Genomic DNA, 16,146 nt, shown 5'->3' on the forward strand with positions numbered 1-16,146 from the left:
TTGGAAGATGTCCAGATTCCTGGCTTTCGTCGAGCAACTCGGAGACGGCTTCCATATCGCATGGACCTTTCGTCTCGATTGAGCCTGCACTGACCACCCACGCGTGCGATCGCGACTTACGTCGCTCCCACAACCATCGAAACGAGATTCAGCCGAACCGCGCCAGTCCGTAGGGCGCCAGCGGAATATCCGTTGCTTGGCCCGCCATCAGCTGATCGACCAGACGACCTGTCACCGGCCCCTGCGTCAGGCCCAGATGTCCGTGGCCGGTGGCGACGAAAATCTCCTCGCCCGGCACGCGATCGATGATCGGCAATGAGTCCGGCGTGCACGGACGGTTGCCCGCCCATTCCGACACCGGTTCACCGGTGATACCGGGAAACAGCTTGCGGGCTTCCGGATCGAGCCGGTGGATCAGCGCGTAGTTCGGATCACGGCCGAGTGCGGTCAGTTCCTTGATGCTGGTCATGCGGATGCCCGACTGCATCGGCGACACGACCATGTAGCGCTCTGCCCACAGCGTGGGACGTTGCACCACGGCCTGCGCCTGCGGATACATCAGGTGATAGCCGCGCGCCGGGATCACCGGGATCTTCAGGCCGAAGGGCCGCAGCAGCGCATTGCTCCACGCGCCCGCCGCCACGACCACGCGACCTGCGTGCACCGGCCCCTGGTCGGTATCGATCCGGTATCCGCCGCCTTCGCGAACGATCGCCGATGCGCTGGCGATCAACGATGCCGCGCCACGTGCGCCAAGATCATCGGACAGGCGTCGGCAGAATGCACCGGGATCGCGCATCGCCAGCGACTCGCGCTGGAACACCGCACGCTGGAATCCATTACCGATACCGGGTTCGAGATCGCGCAACTGGGCGGCATCCAGCACATCGAACGCGACGCCGCGCTCGCGCATCAACCCCCGCTCCCACTCGCCCTTCGCGAACGTCGCCTCTTCGCTGTAGACGTGCAGGTAGCCGGTATGGGCGATCAGCTCGCTGGCCTGGATGCGGTCGCCAAGCTCGATCCACGCGCAGCGCGACGCGGTGTTGATGGCATTCAACGCATCGATGATTGGCAGCACGTGCTGCATCCGGCCCTGGCTGAGGAACTGCAGCAGCCAGTGCGCATAGGACGGACTCACGGCCCAATCCAGCTTCAGCGGCGCCAAGGGGTTGGTGAGCATGCGCAATGCCTTGGTCACGATGCCCGGCGTGGACTGCGGCATCACGTTGCCGACCGAGATGGAACCGGCATTGCCGAACGACGTTTCGCCCGCGGGGCCTTTGGCATCGATCAGCGTGCAGGACAGGCCGCGATCCATCAGGTGATGCGCCGTCGACAGGCCGACGATGCCGCTGCCGATCACCGCGACATCGGTGGTTCGCGGCGAGGTGGAGGAAGAGGAAGCACTCATTGGATCGGAACGTCGTAGGCGGTTCGTGGGGTGGGTTCGGGACGGAAGGTGAAGTGCCACCATTCCATTGCGTAGTTCTGGAAACCATGCCGCGCCATCGCCTGCACCAGTTGTTCGCGATGGCGACGCTGCTCCTCGGTGATGGACGGATGGGCGGTGTTGGCGCGCGGATCGAAGAAATCGAACGGCGTGCCCATGTCGAGTTCCTCACAGGCATCGCGTTCGCAGCGGACCAGCGTCAGGTCGAGCGTCGCACCGCGGCTGTGGCCGGACGTCTCGGCGATGTAGCCGTCCAGCAGGCTGGCCTTCTCCAGATTCGGGTAGTAGGCCGCCTTCGTGCGCTGATCGGCCGGATCACGTGCCCACCGCACGAAGTGCTGCACTGAACGTACCGGCCGGTAGCAATCGAACACCTTCAGCGACAGCCCTTCGCGCTGGACATCCTGCTGCACGCGCGCCAGCGCCAGCGCCACCGGCGCCAGCAGCAGGCATTTCGGCGCTTCGTAGCCGGTCACGGGCGCGCCGATGAAGTTGTTGTCGCCGGCGTAGCGGATCTCCGTGCGCAATCCAGATACGACATTGGCGGCATCGACCAAGTCCACCTGCGCTGCCTCCTGCGCAGGCGACACCTGCACGCCCGGCGGCGAGGCGCAGGCGCCCAGCCAGGGCAGCGCACACGCCAGCAACAGCCAGGCGCCACGCATGTCAGCGGCAATCCTGCGTACGGTGGAAATCGAGATCGGCATAGTCGTAGCTGAAATCCGCGTCCGGATCGACATGCGACAGTGTAAGCCGCGCGTCGCCGCCGGCCTGCGCTGCCGTGAAATGCAGCCACGGTTCGGCATCGACACTGTCGTCGTCCCAATCCACCAGCCAGCGCTCGTCGACGCGCATGACTGTGCCCGCCAGCATCGGGGAACGCGCGGCAACGAAGCGCATGCGGTCGCCCGCCGGGCACAGCGAGATCTCGCCGAACCACGGATCGCGGTAGTGCCCGGCCCATGCCGCAAGCGATCGTACGCCGCCGACGGTGCGATGGCGCGTGTCGGGCTTGGGCTTTGCGGTCCGCTCGCCGGTACGTTCCTGCTCCAGCAACCCGACATAGTGCGCCACTGTCGGCGATGACGAAGGAGCGGTGAACTGTTTGGTCAGCACCTGTCCCAGCACCGTGCGCGCCGCTTCGCCATCGCCGTTGATTAGGATGACGATGCCGGCACGCTGGTCGGGCAACAGGATCACCGACGAATACATGCCCGCGAGCGTGCCGGTATGCGCGACCTTCCAGACGCCATCGACATCCGACAGCCGCCAGCCATAGCCGTACGCGGAGAAGTGACTGTTGTCCCACGCACGCATGCGCGTGCTGACCGGCATCGGCATGTGCGCCGTCCACACCGTCTTGCGCTGCGCCGGCGACAACCACGCGGGCTGCGCGTCTGGCGACAGCCACATGCGCATCCAGGCCAGCATGTCATCGAGGCTGCAGCGGATGCCGCCGGCCGCCATCGAGGTGGCATCGGGAATGACATCGCCATCCTCGCGGATGACGCGGTTGCCCTGCGGCGTCTGCATGTGCGGCTGCGCCACGTTGCCGACCTGCTCGCGATTCCATTCGCCGACCTGGCAACGCGACAGACCGAGCGGCTGGAACAGCTCGCGCTCCACCAGTTCCTCATAGGAGGCGCCGCCGGCCGCGGCTGCGACTTCACCGGCCACGACATACAGCAGGTTGTCGTAGGCATAGGTGGAACGAAAACTATGCGTCGGCTTGAGGTGCTGCAGACCCGCGATGATGTCGGCGCGCGTGAAACGGTTCGGTTCCGGCCACAGCATCAGATCGCCCGCGCCCAGACCCAGCCCGCTGTTGTGGATCAGCAGGTCGCGCACCTGCATCTGCTGCGTGACCCACGGATCGTGCATGCGGAACTGCGGCAGGTACTTCGTGACCGGATCGTCCCACTTCAACTTGCCGGCATCGACCAGGCGCGCCAGCACGCCTGCGGTCATCGCCTTGCTGTTGGAGGCGATCTTGAACAGCGTGTCGTTGTCGACCTCCTCGCCACCATCTACGCGCAACTTGCCCAGCGTGCGCGTATAGACGACCTCGCCGCCACGGATGACACCGACCGCGAGTCCGGGCAGTTGGTAGCGCTCGAACGTCTGCTCTACCGCGGCATCGATCGCTGCGTCGCCGGGTGCGGCATGGGCGAGGGGCGCCAGCAGGAACAGGCAGGCGAGGACATGCTTCATGGCGTGACTTGGCTCTCGCAGGATCTCGGACGGCGCGGCCCGCATGCAGACGGGCCGCCGCCGACATGCCGGCGACGGCCCGAACTTCCAGACGCTCCGATGGAGGCAGGAATCAGTCGAACCTGTACTCGACCATCAGCGCAAACGAACGGCCGCGCGGATCGGCAACACGCGGTTCCCACGCAGCACCCGATGCGAAATCGTTCTGGTGCGCGGTGAACGGCGGGTCTTCGTTGAGCAGGTTACGCACAATAAAGGTGAACTTGGCGTTCTCCAGACCCGTCCAGCCCAGGCTGTAGTTGTAGGTGATGTAGTCGTCGACGTCCGGGTTCCAGTTCGGCGGGATGTAGCTGCCGTTGGCCACGCTGACCGGCAGCTCGTCCTTGTAGCCGTCACGGTAGATCTGCGTCAGCGTGTGCGACCAGTCGCCCTTGGCCCATGCGAAGCTCAGCGTGTGCTTCCACTTCAGCGGCAGGTTGTAGTAGCGGATGTACTTGCCGACCTGGTTGGGGCCGTACGGCGTGCTTTCCAGCGCTTTTTCCTGGAAGCTGTCGATATAGCTTCCGTTGAGATTGACGCGGAAGGTGCCACCGGCCAGGTCGCCGATCAGGTTCGCATCCAGTTCGACGCCGCTGATCAGCGTACCGCCCGAGTTGATGAAGCGGCGATCGATGGCGACGACTTGCCCGCTGCTGTCGCGGATCCAGTTGGCGGCGAACAGATCGTAGTTGGCGATCAGCGTGGCCTGGTTCGGCACGCGGATCGTATTGGTGCGCTCGATCTCCCACCAGTCCAGGCTGATGTTGAAGTGCTCGTTCGGCGCGAACACCACACCGAAGCTCTTCTGGTCGGACGTCTCGGGCTTCAGGTCGGCCTTGCCGCCCGTCAGGACGTCCGGCTGGATGGCCGCGCATCCAGGCACGGCGGGATTGACGATACCGCCCGGGCAACTGGCCGGATCGACCAGGTCAAAACCGGTGTACGGACTGGAGGTCACGCCGCTGAAGAGCTTGGTGAACTCCGGCACCTTGAAGCCGTCACTGATCGCGCCACGGAACGCCAGCGAGTCGATGGGCTGCCACTTGAACGAGAACTTCGGATTGATCGTGCTGCCGAAGCCGTCGTAGTCGTCGCGACGTACCGCCAGACTCACTTCCAGGCTGTCCACGATCGGCAGGAAGGCTTCCGCGTAGACCGCCTTCACGTCGCGCGACACCTTGGGCAGATTGTTGGTCGCGTCGAACGGCGCACCGAAGATATAGCTGTTGTCCAGGACGATGCCGTCCTTGGTCGAACCGAACTCGAATTCTTCACGACGCAGGTCCACGCCGACCGCCGCCATCACCTCGCCACCCCACAGGTTGAATCCCAGCCCGCCGGAGAAGGCGGCATCCAGTGTGGTGACGGTGGACTCACCGCCGTACAGACGAACGCCGGCAGCCGACGCCGCCTGCAGCATCGCCACGCCTTCCGGGTTCTGTCCCTGGCCCGGCATGAGGAACGGATTCAGCAAGCCGCTGCCCAGCGCCGCCCTGAAGCCGGGCGTGAAGTAGTAGCCACTGCCCAGCACGGACTCTGCTTCGCTCGATGCGCGCGACAGACCGACATCGTAGTCCCAGCTGCCCAGCGTGCCGTCCACGCCTACCAGGAAACGATATGCCTTCGTGGTCGTCTCGATCTGGCGTGGACCGCAGACTTCGCAACGCCAGCGGTACGGGATGTCCTGGCCATAGACCAGGTTGGCAGAACCGAAGTAGTCCTCCAGTGCATTGAAGACCATGTTGTAGGTCGCCAGCGCCTGCGCGTTGTCCGGCAGGTACGGGAACCAGGTGTCCGGACCCAGTGCCGTGGCGGCCGTCGAGGCGCTGGAGGAAATCTGCTGCGCTTCAAACTGGCGGTTGGACTCGGAACGCGAGGCCATTGCCTCGGCGTAGAAGCGATGGTTCTCACCGATCTTGAACGTCGCGCGACCCAATGCCTGCAGGCTCTCCTGCGGCTGCTGCATCACCTGCGCCGCCGGGTAGTCCCAGGCGCAGGCGTACTTGGAATTCGCCACGCCCCAGAGCTGGTATGCATAGGGGCCCATCATGTCGCCACCAGCTTCGCAGCCCGCCGCGCCAGGCAGGTTGAGGATATTGACCAGGCCCTGGTTCGCGCCGCCGGCCGGGTCAACCAGACTGCCGTTGATGATGCCACCGGCAATGTTCGTCACGGTGGCGAACGGCGTGCCGCGCGTGTCGGGCGACAGTCCGCGGTCAGGCTGGAAGGTGTTCGCGAAGTCGCGATCGCTGCCCAGCAGGATCTCGTTCTCGCGATAGTTCATCGTGCCCCAGACGTTCCAGCCATCGCTGTCGAGGTCGCCCAGGCCGCCCAATATGCTGTAGGTGTAGACGTTGCCACCGCCGTCCTGCGTGACGTCGAAGCCGGCGTTGACCGTGATGCCCTGATAGTCGCTGCGGGTGATGAAGTTGATCACGCCACCGATGGCATCCGTACCGTAAACCGCGGATGCGCCGTCGCGCAGCACTTCGACGCGGTCGATGGCGGCGAACGGAATAGAGTTGAGGTCGACCGCTTGGCCGCGCAGGCCGTGGGTGGCGACGCGTCGGCCGTTCAACAGCACCAGTGTCGCGTCGGCGCCCTGGCCACGCAGGTTGGCACCGGACACACCGTTGTTGCCGCGCAGGTCCGCTGGCGCGATGCCGGCGTTGGACGCGAGGCTGTCGGACGCATTACTGGCGACGTTGAGGAACTGGAGCAGCTGTTCCGCGGACGTGATGCCCTGCGCCTCGATCTCCGCTTTCTGGATGATGGTGACAGGCAGTGCCGCCTCGACATCCGTGCGCTTGATGCGCGAACCCGTGACGGTCACGGTGTCCAGCGTGCGGGCGCCGCTGGCAGGCGCCGCCTCCTGCGCAAGCACAACGCCCGGGACGGCCAAGCCCAACAGGATGGCGGTGGCGAGATGGGTGGGCCTGAGCGAAGAACGTCGAGCGGGCATGCGGATCTCCTCTGGAATCTGGACGCGCGTAGCGCGCGAGCGATGTGATGGGCTGCGATGCGCTCGACGCGTCGTTCCGGGGCCGACGCCTTCGCCCACGGCGTGGCGGCGTCGCTGTCGTTCGTCGATCCCCGGCACGGATGGCTCCCCATTCGCGCCTTCCAGCGCATCCCGTCCCGGATGCGCATCGCAGACTGCCTAGTGAAACGGAACTGCACCGGCACCCCTGCCGGCAAAAAAACCCCTGTGATGGCGGTGTAGCACGCAGCCTGATCACAGTCAATAAATTATTCTTGGGCTCCGAAAAAACTGACTTGAATATTCCTGCGCATCACGGCACGGAAGTCGCTGGCGCGGTAAGCGCATGCAGGATGCGCAGATCCTCCGTATCCAGCTCGGTGCCCTCCATCCCCCGGAATCGATGGTGGAAGGCGCGCACAGTGTCCGCGCGGTTGTCGATGGAATAGCCGATCGCCTGCAGCGCCAGCCACGGATCGAAACCTGGAGGCGGATCGCCCGCGCTTTCTGCAGGCCATAGACCGAATCCCGCATCAGCAAGCCGCTTCCACGGGAATAGCGGGCCCGGATCGACCTTGCGCGTCGGCGCCACGTCGGAATGGCCAATAACCTGGGTGGGTGGAATGCGCAGTCGCTGCGTCAGATCGCGCAGCAACACGATCAGGCTATCGATCTGCGCATCGGGAAACGGGCTCTTGCCGTCGTTGTCGATCTCGATGCCGATCGAAGCATTGTTGACGTCGGCGATCGCGCCCCAGCGGCCGGCGCCGGCATGCCAGGCACGTTGCGAGTCACTGACAAGCTGGTAGATCTTTCCATCCTTGCCCAGCAGATAGTGCGAGCTGACCCGCCCGCCCTTATTGCGACTGCGCAGTGTCTTCAGCGACTGCTCGACCGATTCCTGCTCGGTGTAGTGCAGCACGATCACCACGGGGCGCCGCTCGTCGAAGTTCTCCGACGGCACCCACGTTGCCAGCGGATTGCGCGGACCGGTGTGCGCGCAGGCGCCGAGCAGCATCACCAGCCCCACGCACAGCAGACGCTGCCAGCGGCGACCCGTTGCCACGCTCCTTACGTCGATGCCGTTGCCGTCCACGCAGAACGCCCCAAGCCAACCGTCCCGGGCTGTGTACCATGGCCTCGACGGAAGGGTCAATAATTTATTCTTGATTTTTTAAAGACAAGAAATAAATATTCTCCCACCGCGCGGACGACGCGACGCGGAGGAGCGGGATGAAGCCGAGCATGCAGTGCGGGACCCGACGCAGCGCGATCCGACGACGCCGCACGGCGTGGCTGGCCGCGGTGCTCGTGGCCCTGGCCAATCCCGGCCAGGCACGCAGCACCTTTCCGGACCATGGCGTCATCGGCGTCGCCGACCAACACCTGTCGGCCGACTACTGGATCGCCAGACAGTCGGCGGCGGGCCAACCGCTTCTGGCGCCCCCCGCCATCGCGGCGCAGAACGCGCGCATGCGCAAGACGGATAAGCACGTTTATTCGCTGGAGGCGCTGCCCGCGCAGCTGACGTCCGCAAGCGTGCGGGAATGGCTCGTCCCGTTGTCGTCGCCGCCGACCCGTGTGCTGTACGACGCGCAGGAGCGGGCGCTGACGCCGGAGCAGATAAGCGACATCGTCGCCAACGCGAACATCGACGCGGTTCCCGCCCAGGCCCCCACGCGCTACGGCCTGGTCGTGCATCGTGCCGACCTGCGCACGTTCCCGACCCGCGAGCACGTGTTCAGCTCCAAGGGCGACATCGACATCGATCGCTTCCAGGAGAGCGCCCTGTTCCCGGGCACGCCGGTGGTGATCGCGCATACCAGCGCCGACGGCGACTGGTACTTCGTGGTGAGCCCGCTTTACGCCGCGTGGATAGAAAAGCAGTACGTCGGCGAGGGCCCGCGCGACGTGGTGCTCAGTTATGGGGCGGCGGCCTCCGCACTGGTGGTGACCGGCGCGACCGCACGCACGGTCTACAACCCGGAAGAGCCCGGCCTGTCCGCCCTGCAACTCGACATGGGTGTGCGCGTTCCCGTGCTGTCCGACTGGCCGGCCGACAAATCGGTGAACGGACAACACCCCTACACCTCGCACGTCATCCAGTTGCCGGTGCGCCGGCCCGACGGTGCGCTTGAACTGCTGCCCGCGCTGCTGCCGCGGACGGCAGACGTCGCCACCGACTACCTGCCCTATACGTCGGCCAACCTGCTCCGCCAGAGTTTCAAGTTCCTCGGCGAACGCTACGGCTGGGGTCACCGCTACGACAGCCGCGACTGCAGCGGATTCGTCTCCGAGGTGTACCGCAGCATGGGCATCGTCCTCCCGCGCAACACCAGTGCGCAGGCCGTCAGTCCGGCCCTGGAGCGCATCGGTTTCGAAGCCGGCGACAACCACGAAACGCGTCTCGCCGTGCTGCGCACGTTGCAGGTCGGCGACCTGGTCTATATTCCCGGCCACGTGATGATGGTCATCGGCCACGACAACGGCATCACGTACACCATCCACGACACCACCGGCATCACGTACCGCGGCAGCGACGGCCAGGTCGTGCGCGCCACGCTCAACTCGGTGGCGGTCACGCCACTGGAACCCTTGCTGTTCAACAGCGAGCAATCCACCGTCGATCGCATCACCGCCATCCAGCGCATCCGTCCCCAAGGGGCTCCATGAAGATCACCGACATCACCTTCGGCATGCTGCGCGTGCCGTTGAAGACACCGTTCAAGACCGCGCTGCGCACCGTGGACACGGTGGAAGACATCGTGGTGATCGTGAAGACCGACACCGACCACGTCGGCTATGGCGAAGCGCCGGCGACGGCGGTGATCACCGGCGATACGCACGGCTCGATCATCGAGGCGATCGCCAAGTTCATCCGCCCGCGCCTGATCGGCCAGGACATCGCCAACCTCAACCGCATCACCGATCTCATCCAGACCGCACTCGAGCGCAACACCAGCGCCAAGGCGGCGGTCGAGATCGCGGTGTACGACCTGTGGGCGCAACTCTACGACGCACCGCTGTACAAGATGCTTGGCGGTGGCGATCCCGTCATCACCACCGACATCACCATCAGCGTGGATTACATCGACAAGATGGTGGCCGATTCGATCAGCGCGGTGGAGCGCGGCTTCGAGTCGTTGAAGATCAAGGTGGGCAAGGACATCGGCCTGGACATCGAGCGCGTGAAGGCCATCTATTCCGCCGTGGAAGGCCGCGCATTGCTGCGCCTGGATGCCAACCAGGGCTGGACCGCCAAGCAGGCGGTGTTCGCCATGCAGCACCTTGAAAACGCGGGCGTGGTGCTGGAGCTGCTGGAACAGCCGGTGAAGGCGCGCGACCTGGACGGCCTGAAATACGTCACCGACCGTGTGCACACGCCCGTGATGGCGGACGAGAGCGTATTCGGACCGACCGAGGTCATCGACCTGATCAAGATGCGAGCCGCCGACATCATCAACATCAAGCTGATGAAGACCGGTGGTATTTCCAATGCCATCCGTATTGCCGACATCGCGTCGCTGTACGGCGTGGAGTGCATGATCGGCTGCATGATCGAAACCAGCATCAGCGTGGCCGCCGCCGTCCACGTGGCCGCGGCAAAGGCCAGCGTCATCACCAAGGTGGATCTGGACGGTCCGTCGCTGGGACAGTTCAATCCGGTCGAGGGAGGCGTGATCTTCAACGAGTCGGAAATCACCATTACCGACGCGCCCGGCCTCGGCATCCGCGAGATCCGTGGCCTGGAGATGCTGCCGGGCTGAGCCCGGCGGCACGATGGCCCGTTGTCAGCACTGTCCACCGCCATCACACTCATGCCATGACAACACCCCTGGTGAAGATCCGCTCCGAACGCGACCAGATGTCGGCCATCGAGCGCCGCGTGGCCGACTTCATCCTCGACAACGCGCACCTGCTGCGCGACTACTCTTCGCAGCAACTCGCGAGCGCACTGGGGATCAGCCAGTCGAGCGTGGTCAAGTTCGCGCAGAAGTTCGGCTTCAAGGGATATCCGGATCTCAAGTACACGATCGGCGAGACCATCGCCCGCACCGGCAATGGCCAGGCGCAACCGCTGGATGCCGCCAAGAGCGACGTCGCGGATGCCTACGAGCGCCTGCAGGACGACCTGCGGCGCAGCAAGGTGGCCGCAGAGGAAGAGACGCGCAGCCTCAATCCACGCCAGAACATCGAGCCGATCGTCGAGCTGCTGGATCATGCCGACAAGGTATTCGTGTGCGGGCTGGGCGACGACGGCCTGTTCGCGCGCGAATTCGCCATGCGGCTCTCGCTGCTGGGCCTGCTGACAGTGCATCACGCCGATCCGATCCTGATGATGGCCAACCTCTCGGCCGCGCGCCCGGGCGATGTCCTGCTGATGTTCTCCGAATTCGGTAAGCTGCCGGAACTGTCGCAGGTCAGTCGCCAGTTCCAGGCCTGCGAAGGCAAGGTCATCTCGATCACCCGCCACACCGCCAATCCACTGCGCGCACATGCGGATGCTTCATTGGTCATTTCGGCGCACGATCCCGCGCCGCACGTTGAGCAACTGCTTTACCGCTCATCGTTGCAGTCGCTGCTGGATTTCGTCTTCGTGTTGTTGTGCCAGACCAATCCGGACCGCAACCGCCAGCTCGCCATCAATCTCGAACGCATCCATCACCTGCTGGAGTCGTGATGCCCCTGCCGTCGTTTCTGTCGCCCTCCGTCCGTTCACTCACCCTGGCTGCGGCTCTGTTCGCCAGCAGCGTCCCGGCCATCGCCACCGAGGGGCCCGCGCCGGCCTCGCAATCGTGGCGCGACGCGCGCCAGCTGGTGCTGGTGCTGACCGATGGTTGGGACGCCACGACCGGGTCGCTGCAGCGCTTTGAAGTGCGTGGCGGGCGCTGGCACGCCGTCGCTACCGCCGCACCGATTTCAGTCGGCCGGAACGGCGCGGCGTGGGGCCGCGGCCTGCATCCCGCGCAGCCGCAAGGACCGCAAAAGCAGGAAGGCGACGGCCGTGCGCCAGCGGGCGTGTTCACCCTCGGCGAAGCGTTCGGCTACGCGGCCAGGATCAATACCGCCATGCCCTATCGCCCGATGCAGGCGACGAGCTACTGCATCGACGTGCCGGATTCACCGCTGTACAACCGCATCATCGATACACGCACCGAAGGCGAAGCCGCCGCGAAAGGGTCGACCGAACCCATGCGGCTGGACCTGCACAACAACGGCGATGTCCGCTACCGGGAAGGCCTGGTCATCGGTCACAACCCGGAGGCGACTCCACGCGCGGGCAGTTGCATCTTCGCGCACCTGTGGCGCACACCGGGCGAGCCGACTGCGGGGTGCACGGCGATGGCGGCCGAAACGATGGACAGCATCATGACCTGGCTGCGACCGGACGCGCGTCCGGTTTTTGTGCTGCTGCCCCGTGACGAGTACGCCCGCCTTGCCCATGACTGGCAGTTGCCGGAGGCGGTGCGATGAGGTGGCCCGGCGCCACCGCGCGCGTCCTCCTCGGGCTTGCCGCCGGCGCAGTCGTCGGTCTTTCTCTGGCGCACTGGTGGCCATCGACCGCTGCGACCGCCGTCGCCATTGCCCAGCCCATCGGCAAACTGTGGCTGAGCGGCCTGCAGATGACCGTCGTACCCCTGGTCCTGTCACTGGTGATCCTGGGCGTCGCCACCGCCAGCGATGCCGCCGCATCCGGCCGCGTGGCACGGCGCGCGATGATCGTGTTCATCGCGTTGTTGTCGTTGTTCGCCGCCTATGCGGCCATCGTCGCGCCTCTGGTGCTGTCGATGGTGCCACCCAGCGAAGCGCTGAAGGCCACCCTGCATGGCACGCTCCCGCCTGCGGGCGCGGCCGGCGCGCCGGCGCTCGCCGACTGGATCGGATCCATCGTGCCGAGCAACGCCATCATGGCCGCGGCCCAGGGTGCGATGCTACCGGTGGTCGTGTTCGCGCTGTTCTTCGGTTTCGCGCTCACGCGGGTGCAGGAAGATCGTCGTACACAGGTCATCAGCTTCTGCCATGGCATCGCCGATACGATGATCGTGATCGTCCGCTGGATGCTGTTGGCCGCCCCGATCGGCGTGTTCGCGCTGGTACTCGCCGTCTGCGCACAGGCCGGCATCGGCGTGATCGGCGCGCTGGCGGGCTACATTGCCCTGCAGTGCGGCATGTACCTCGGTGCGACGCTGATCTGCTATCTGCTGGTCGCCGTCTTCGCCCGGCAGTCGCCGCTCGCCTTCGCCAAGGCGATCCTGCCCGCGCAGGTGGTGGCCGCCAGCACGCAGTCATCGCTGGCTTCGTTGCCTGCGATGGTGGAAAGCGCACGTTTCCGACTGGGGCATCCGCGTGCTGTCGCCGCCTTGGTGCTGCCGATGGCGGTCACGCTGTTCCGCATCACCAGCCCTATCCAGTACGTCGTCGCCGCCTGCTTCGTGGCCTGGGCGTACGGCATCGACGTCAGCGCAGTGACGCTGGCCGCTGGCGCGGCATTGGCTGTGGTCATCAGCCTGGGTTCGATCGGCCTGCCGGGCCAGGTCAGCTTCATGGCGACGGTGATGCCGGTGACGCAGTCGATGGGTCTACCGATCGAACCACTCGGCTTGCTATTGGCCGTCGACACCATTCCCGATGTATTCGCCACTACCGGCAATGTCACCGGCGACCTGACCGCTACCAGCATCGTCGCCCGCCAATCGCCCGACGCACGCGATAGCGATGGAGATGCCGGCTGATCACTCGCATGTCATGCCGGAGCTCCACTCACCATTCTTGAAGCGTGGACGGCGCCTTGCCATCTCAAGGGCGCCACGTGTCATGGCCGACGACACGCGATCGATCTGAGACATTGATCGCTTAATACCAGCCTGGACGTTGAGCGAGGTATGGGTTGCTGGCGACAGCATTTACCCCAGTGACGCCGGCGTTCCCGTGAAACTTGACGGTGCCGCTTGGCGAGTTGCCTCGCCAAAGGCCATCTGCAATCAGAACGGCGAGTATCGAGGCCCCGCCCGCCGCGCAACGGATGCGGGATGACGCGAAAGCAGATAGTCGCTGACGAGCCTGCGTAACGGCTCCGCGATATCGGCCTGTGATTGCATCGATGCGATCACCTCATCCCATATGCCGTCCTGTGCCCAACGCGTGAAGCGGACGTAGACGCTGTGCCACGGCCCCCACGCTTTAGGCAGTCGACCCCAAGGCTGCCGGGTGATGGCGATCCACAATACGGCCTCAAGGAATGCGCGCGTCCTTACGCCATTCTTTGCTCGTGCGCGTACAAGCGGCGGCAGCGTTGCCACGATCGCATCCCAACGCGCTTGGTCCAGCTGCAATGAGGTGTCCGTGTTGGCCATCTCCGCATACCCGTCTTCGCGTCCCTGCTCTTCACTCCGTTCTTCCATCATCGCCTGCCTCTTGGCGCCCCGAAAAACCACTGCGCGAATCCACGCGCCGCGAAATCCTTCCGCATGAATTCTTTATTCGTGTTGCTTCGATGCAAGCGGACACGTTTGCGCTTCTCGCTCCACGAATGTGCAAGTGAGGAAGTTCCCTTCGTCGCGAGCAAATTTATGTACTGGTCAGTTTTATATTCAGGGGATGTTGTGAGGTGAAGCGGATACTTCGCCCACCGTCGCACTACGAGGCGACGGACATACAACAACAAGAGAGAAAGACATCCATGAAGAAGTCCTTGCTTGCCCTGACCCTGCTGGCCGCCGCTCCGTTTGCCGCTTCGGCTGCGGAAGGTGTTTCCTACAATTACGTCGAAGGCGGTTACGTTGCCTCCAACCTCAGCAACGGCATTCCCGATGCGGACGGCTGGGGCGTCAAGGGATCCGTCGCGATCGCGCCGAACTTCCATGTGTTTGGCGATTACGCCTCACAGGAATTCGACAACACCAATCTCGACGTCGACAACTGGCGCCTGGGCTTGGGTTACAACCATGAGATCAGCCAGCGCGTCGACCTGCTGACCCGCGTCGCCTACGAGCGCTACGAGCTGCCGTTCGATGACCTGACCGGTTACAGCGCCGAAGTCGGCGTAAACAGCTCGCTGACGAACCGCATCAACGGTTATGCGCTGGCGGGTTACGAAGACACCGACTTCTACGATGGCGAGTTCTACGGCCGCCTTGGTGCGCAGGTGAAGTTCAACCCGAATTGGAGCGCCTCGGCCGACGTCAAGCTGATCGACGGCGACACCCAGTGGTTCGTCGGCCCGCGCTTCAGCTGGTAAATCGCAACAGCGTTCCCCGCGACGCGTCCCCCTCTCTCCCCGCGTCGCACCCCAAAGCCCGGCCTCCACGGCCGGGCTTTTCTTTTGCTCGGTACACGCGCCAAAGAAAAAGCCCGGCATGGCCGGGCTTGTCGGATGATTCGCGGACGCGCCTTACTTGAACAACGTCTCCGGATACTCCGGCTTCTGTTCGCGTGCGAGCAGCTGTTGCAGGCCATCGCGTGGCGTGAGGTCGCCGTGCAGGACGGCACGTACCGCGCTGGAGATCGGCAGATCGATGCCGTGACGGTCGGCCTGCCGCATCACTTCATCGGCAGTCTGCACCGACTCGACCACCTGGCCGATTTCGCGCACCGCATCCTGCAGCGACTGGCCGCGGCCAAGCGCCAGGCCGAGGCGACGGTTACGCGACAGATCGCCGGTACACGTCAGCACCAGATCGCCAAGACCGGCCAGACCCATCAGGGTTTCCGGCTTGGCGCCGATGGCGGCGGACAGGCGCAGCATCTCATTGAGGCCGCGCGTGATCAGGCCGGCGCGTGCATTGAGGCCCAGTTGCATGCCATCGGACACGCCGGTCGCCACGGCCAGTACGTTCTTCATGGCACCGCCGAGCTCGGCACCTACCATGTCGTCGCCGGTGTAGGCGCGGAACGCAGGGCCATGCATCACGTCCGCGACCGCCTGCGCGAAATCCGCATCGGCACCATGCACGGTGACGGCGGTAGGCAGGCCCAGCGCGACTTCCTTGGCGAACGAAGGACCGGTGACGACGGCGATCGGCACGTCAGGGCCGAGGACTTCCTCGGCGACCTCGTGCAGGAACCGACCGGAACCGGTCTCGAAGCCCTTCGTGGCCCACGCGACGCCTGCCTTGGCCGGACGCAATGGCGCCAGCTTGCGGAGGGTCTCGGTGAAGGCGTGCGAGGGCACGACCACCAGCACCTGGTCCGCATCGACGAGCGAGGTGTCCAGATCGGTGGTGGCGCGTAGCGTCTCCGGCAACGGAATGCCGGGCAGGTAACGGGTGTTCTCGTGCTGGCTGTCGATGGCCGCCGCGACCACCGGGTCGCGACCCCACAGCGTGACGTGGTGCCCGTGCCGCGCCATCAGCGCGGCCAGGGCGGTACCCCACGATCCGGCGCCCAGCACCGCGATCTTCAGCACATCGGCGGATTTCGGGTCAGACATCCGTCACCCCTGTGTGCGGCATCGCCGCCCTGA

General features: G+C 65.0%; 13 protein-coding genes. 6 read left to right on the forward strand and 7 right to left on the reverse strand.

What is annotated here, in order from left to right; genetic code table 11:
- Nucleotides 1-148: 148 nt before the first annotated feature.
- From IB225_RS15780 to IB225_RS15800, 5 genes are all read right to left on the reverse strand, one after another.
- Nucleotides 149-1,414: an FAD-dependent oxidoreductase gene (locus IB225_RS15780; protein ID WP_192312257.1), complete on the reverse strand. Its 1,266-nt coding sequence runs from the start codon at nt 1,412-1,414 to the stop codon at nt 149-151.
- Nucleotides 1,411-2,118 (reverse strand): M15 family metallopeptidase, encoded by a 708-nt coding sequence (locus IB225_RS15785; protein ID WP_192312259.1) that lies wholly within the window; start codon nt 2,116-2,118, stop codon nt 1,411-1,413. Before IB225_RS15785 ends, IB225_RS15780 begins: the two co-directional genes overlap by 4 nt.
- Nucleotide 2,119: 1 nt before the next feature.
- Nucleotides 2,120-3,664, reverse strand: a complete 1,545-nt coding sequence (locus IB225_RS15790; RefSeq protein WP_192312261.1) for a serine hydrolase — start codon at nt 3,662-3,664, stop codon at nt 2,120-2,122.
- A gap of 112 nt (nt 3,665-3,776) precedes the next feature.
- Nucleotides 3,777-6,665: a TonB-dependent receptor gene (locus IB225_RS15795; RefSeq protein WP_192312263.1), complete on the reverse strand. Its 2,889-nt coding sequence runs from the start codon at nt 6,663-6,665 to the stop codon at nt 3,777-3,779.
- Between the two features lie 331 nt (nt 6,666-6,996).
- A complete protein-coding gene (locus tag IB225_RS15800; protein ID WP_192312887.1) occupies nt 6,997-7,701 on the reverse strand; it encodes an N-acetylmuramoyl-L-alanine amidase in 705 nt (234 codons plus the stop codon).
- Nucleotides 7,702-7,916: 215 nt separating this feature from the next.
- Between IB225_RS15800 and IB225_RS15805 the strand changes: the two genes are divergently transcribed.
- The 5 genes from IB225_RS15805 to IB225_RS15825 are packed head-to-tail and all read left to right on the forward strand — an operon-like array spanning nt 7,917 to nt 13,417.
- Nucleotides 7,917-9,356, forward strand: coding sequence for an SH3 domain-containing protein (locus tag IB225_RS15805; protein ID WP_225583911.1), 1,440 nt, complete (start codon nt 7,917-7,919; stop codon nt 9,354-9,356).
- Complete coding sequence (locus tag IB225_RS15810) at nt 9,353-10,450, forward strand: dipeptide epimerase (protein WP_192312265.1); 1,098 nt, start codon at nt 9,353-9,355, stop codon at nt 10,448-10,450. Before IB225_RS15805 ends, IB225_RS15810 begins: the two co-directional genes overlap by 4 nt.
- A gap of 56 nt (nt 10,451-10,506) precedes the next feature.
- The gene (locus IB225_RS15815; protein WP_192312267.1) at nt 10,507-11,364 is read left to right on the forward strand and encodes a MurR/RpiR family transcriptional regulator; all 858 of its coding nucleotides are present in this window, start codon (nt 10,507-10,509) and stop codon (nt 11,362-11,364) included.
- The gene (locus tag IB225_RS15820) at nt 11,364-12,158 is read left to right on the forward strand and encodes a hypothetical protein (protein ID WP_192312269.1); all 795 of its coding nucleotides are present in this window, start codon (nt 11,364-11,366) and stop codon (nt 12,156-12,158) included. The genes IB225_RS15815 and IB225_RS15820 overlap by 1 nt, the downstream gene beginning before the upstream one ends.
- The gene (locus IB225_RS15825) at nt 12,155-13,417 is read left to right on the forward strand and encodes a dicarboxylate/amino acid:cation symporter (protein ID WP_192312271.1); all 1,263 of its coding nucleotides are present in this window, start codon (nt 12,155-12,157) and stop codon (nt 13,415-13,417) included. The genes IB225_RS15820 and IB225_RS15825 overlap by 4 nt, the downstream gene beginning before the upstream one ends.
- 249 nt (nt 13,418-13,666) lie before the next feature.
- Here the strand turns inward: IB225_RS15825 and IB225_RS15830 are convergent, their stop codons facing one another.
- Nucleotides 13,667-14,089 carry a transposase gene (locus IB225_RS15830; protein WP_192312273.1) on the reverse strand — a complete coding sequence of 141 codons (423 nt, stop codon included), beginning with the start codon at nt 14,087-14,089 and terminating at the stop codon, nt 13,667-13,669.
- A gap of 275 nt (nt 14,090-14,364) precedes the next feature.
- On the opposite strand from IB225_RS15830, the gene IB225_RS15835 reads away from it, so the two are divergent.
- Nucleotides 14,365-14,922: a diffusible signal factor-reguated Ax21 faimly protein gene (locus tag IB225_RS15835; protein ID WP_192312275.1), complete on the forward strand. Its 558-nt coding sequence runs from the start codon at nt 14,365-14,367 to the stop codon at nt 14,920-14,922.
- Nucleotides 14,923-15,075: 153 nt separating this feature from the next.
- On the opposite strand, the gene IB225_RS15840 is transcribed toward IB225_RS15835, so the two are convergent.
- The gene (locus IB225_RS15840; RefSeq protein WP_192312278.1) at nt 15,076-16,113 is read right to left on the reverse strand and encodes an NAD(P)H-dependent glycerol-3-phosphate dehydrogenase; all 1,038 of its coding nucleotides are present in this window, start codon (nt 16,111-16,113) and stop codon (nt 15,076-15,078) included.
- Nucleotides 16,114-16,146 lie beyond the last annotated feature (33 nt).

Origin of the sequence: Pseudoxanthomonas sp. PXM02 (assembly GCF_014851805.1) — a bacterium.
Classification (GTDB): Bacteria; Pseudomonadota; Gammaproteobacteria; order Xanthomonadales; family Xanthomonadaceae; genus Pseudoxanthomonas_A.

What these genes read in the sequence shown, in the direction of transcription:
- IB225_RS15780 (WP_192312257.1), bottom strand. Translation starts at nt 1,414, where the DNA reads ATGAGTGCTTCCTCTTCCTCCACCTCGCCGCGAACCACCGATGTCGCG.
- IB225_RS15785 (WP_192312259.1), bottom strand. Translation starts at nt 2,118, where the DNA reads ATGCGTGGCGCCTGGCTGTTGCTGGCGTGTGCGCTGCCCTGGCTGGGC.
- IB225_RS15790 (WP_192312261.1), bottom strand. Translation starts at nt 3,664, where the DNA reads ATGAAGCATGTCCTCGCCTGCCTGTTCCTGCTGGCGCCCCTCGCCCAT.
- IB225_RS15795 (WP_192312263.1), bottom strand. Translation starts at nt 6,665, where the DNA reads ATGCCCGCTCGACGTTCTTCGCTCAGGCCCACCCATCTCGCCACCGCC.
- IB225_RS15800 (WP_192312887.1), bottom strand. Translation starts at nt 7,701, where the DNA reads ATGCTGCTCGGCGCCTGCGCGCACACCGGTCCGCGCAATCCGCTGGCA.
- IB225_RS15805 (WP_225583911.1), top strand. Translation starts at nt 7,917, where the DNA reads ATGAAGCCGAGCATGCAGTGCGGGACCCGACGCAGCGCGATCCGACGA.
- IB225_RS15810 (WP_192312265.1), top strand. Translation starts at nt 9,353, where the DNA reads ATGAAGATCACCGACATCACCTTCGGCATGCTGCGCGTGCCGTTGAAG.
- IB225_RS15815 (WP_192312267.1), top strand. Translation starts at nt 10,507, where the DNA reads ATGACAACACCCCTGGTGAAGATCCGCTCCGAACGCGACCAGATGTCG.
- IB225_RS15820 (WP_192312269.1), top strand. Translation starts at nt 11,364, where the DNA reads ATGCCCCTGCCGTCGTTTCTGTCGCCCTCCGTCCGTTCACTCACCCTG.
- IB225_RS15825 (WP_192312271.1), top strand. Translation starts at nt 12,155, where the DNA reads ATGAGGTGGCCCGGCGCCACCGCGCGCGTCCTCCTCGGGCTTGCCGCC.
- IB225_RS15830 (WP_192312273.1), bottom strand. Translation starts at nt 14,089, where the DNA reads ATGATGGAAGAACGGAGTGAAGAGCAGGGACGCGAAGACGGGTATGCG.
- IB225_RS15835 (WP_192312275.1), top strand. Translation starts at nt 14,365, where the DNA reads ATGAAGAAGTCCTTGCTTGCCCTGACCCTGCTGGCCGCCGCTCCGTTT.
- IB225_RS15840 (WP_192312278.1), bottom strand. Translation starts at nt 16,113, where the DNA reads ATGTCTGACCCGAAATCCGCCGATGTGCTGAAGATCGCGGTGCTGGGC.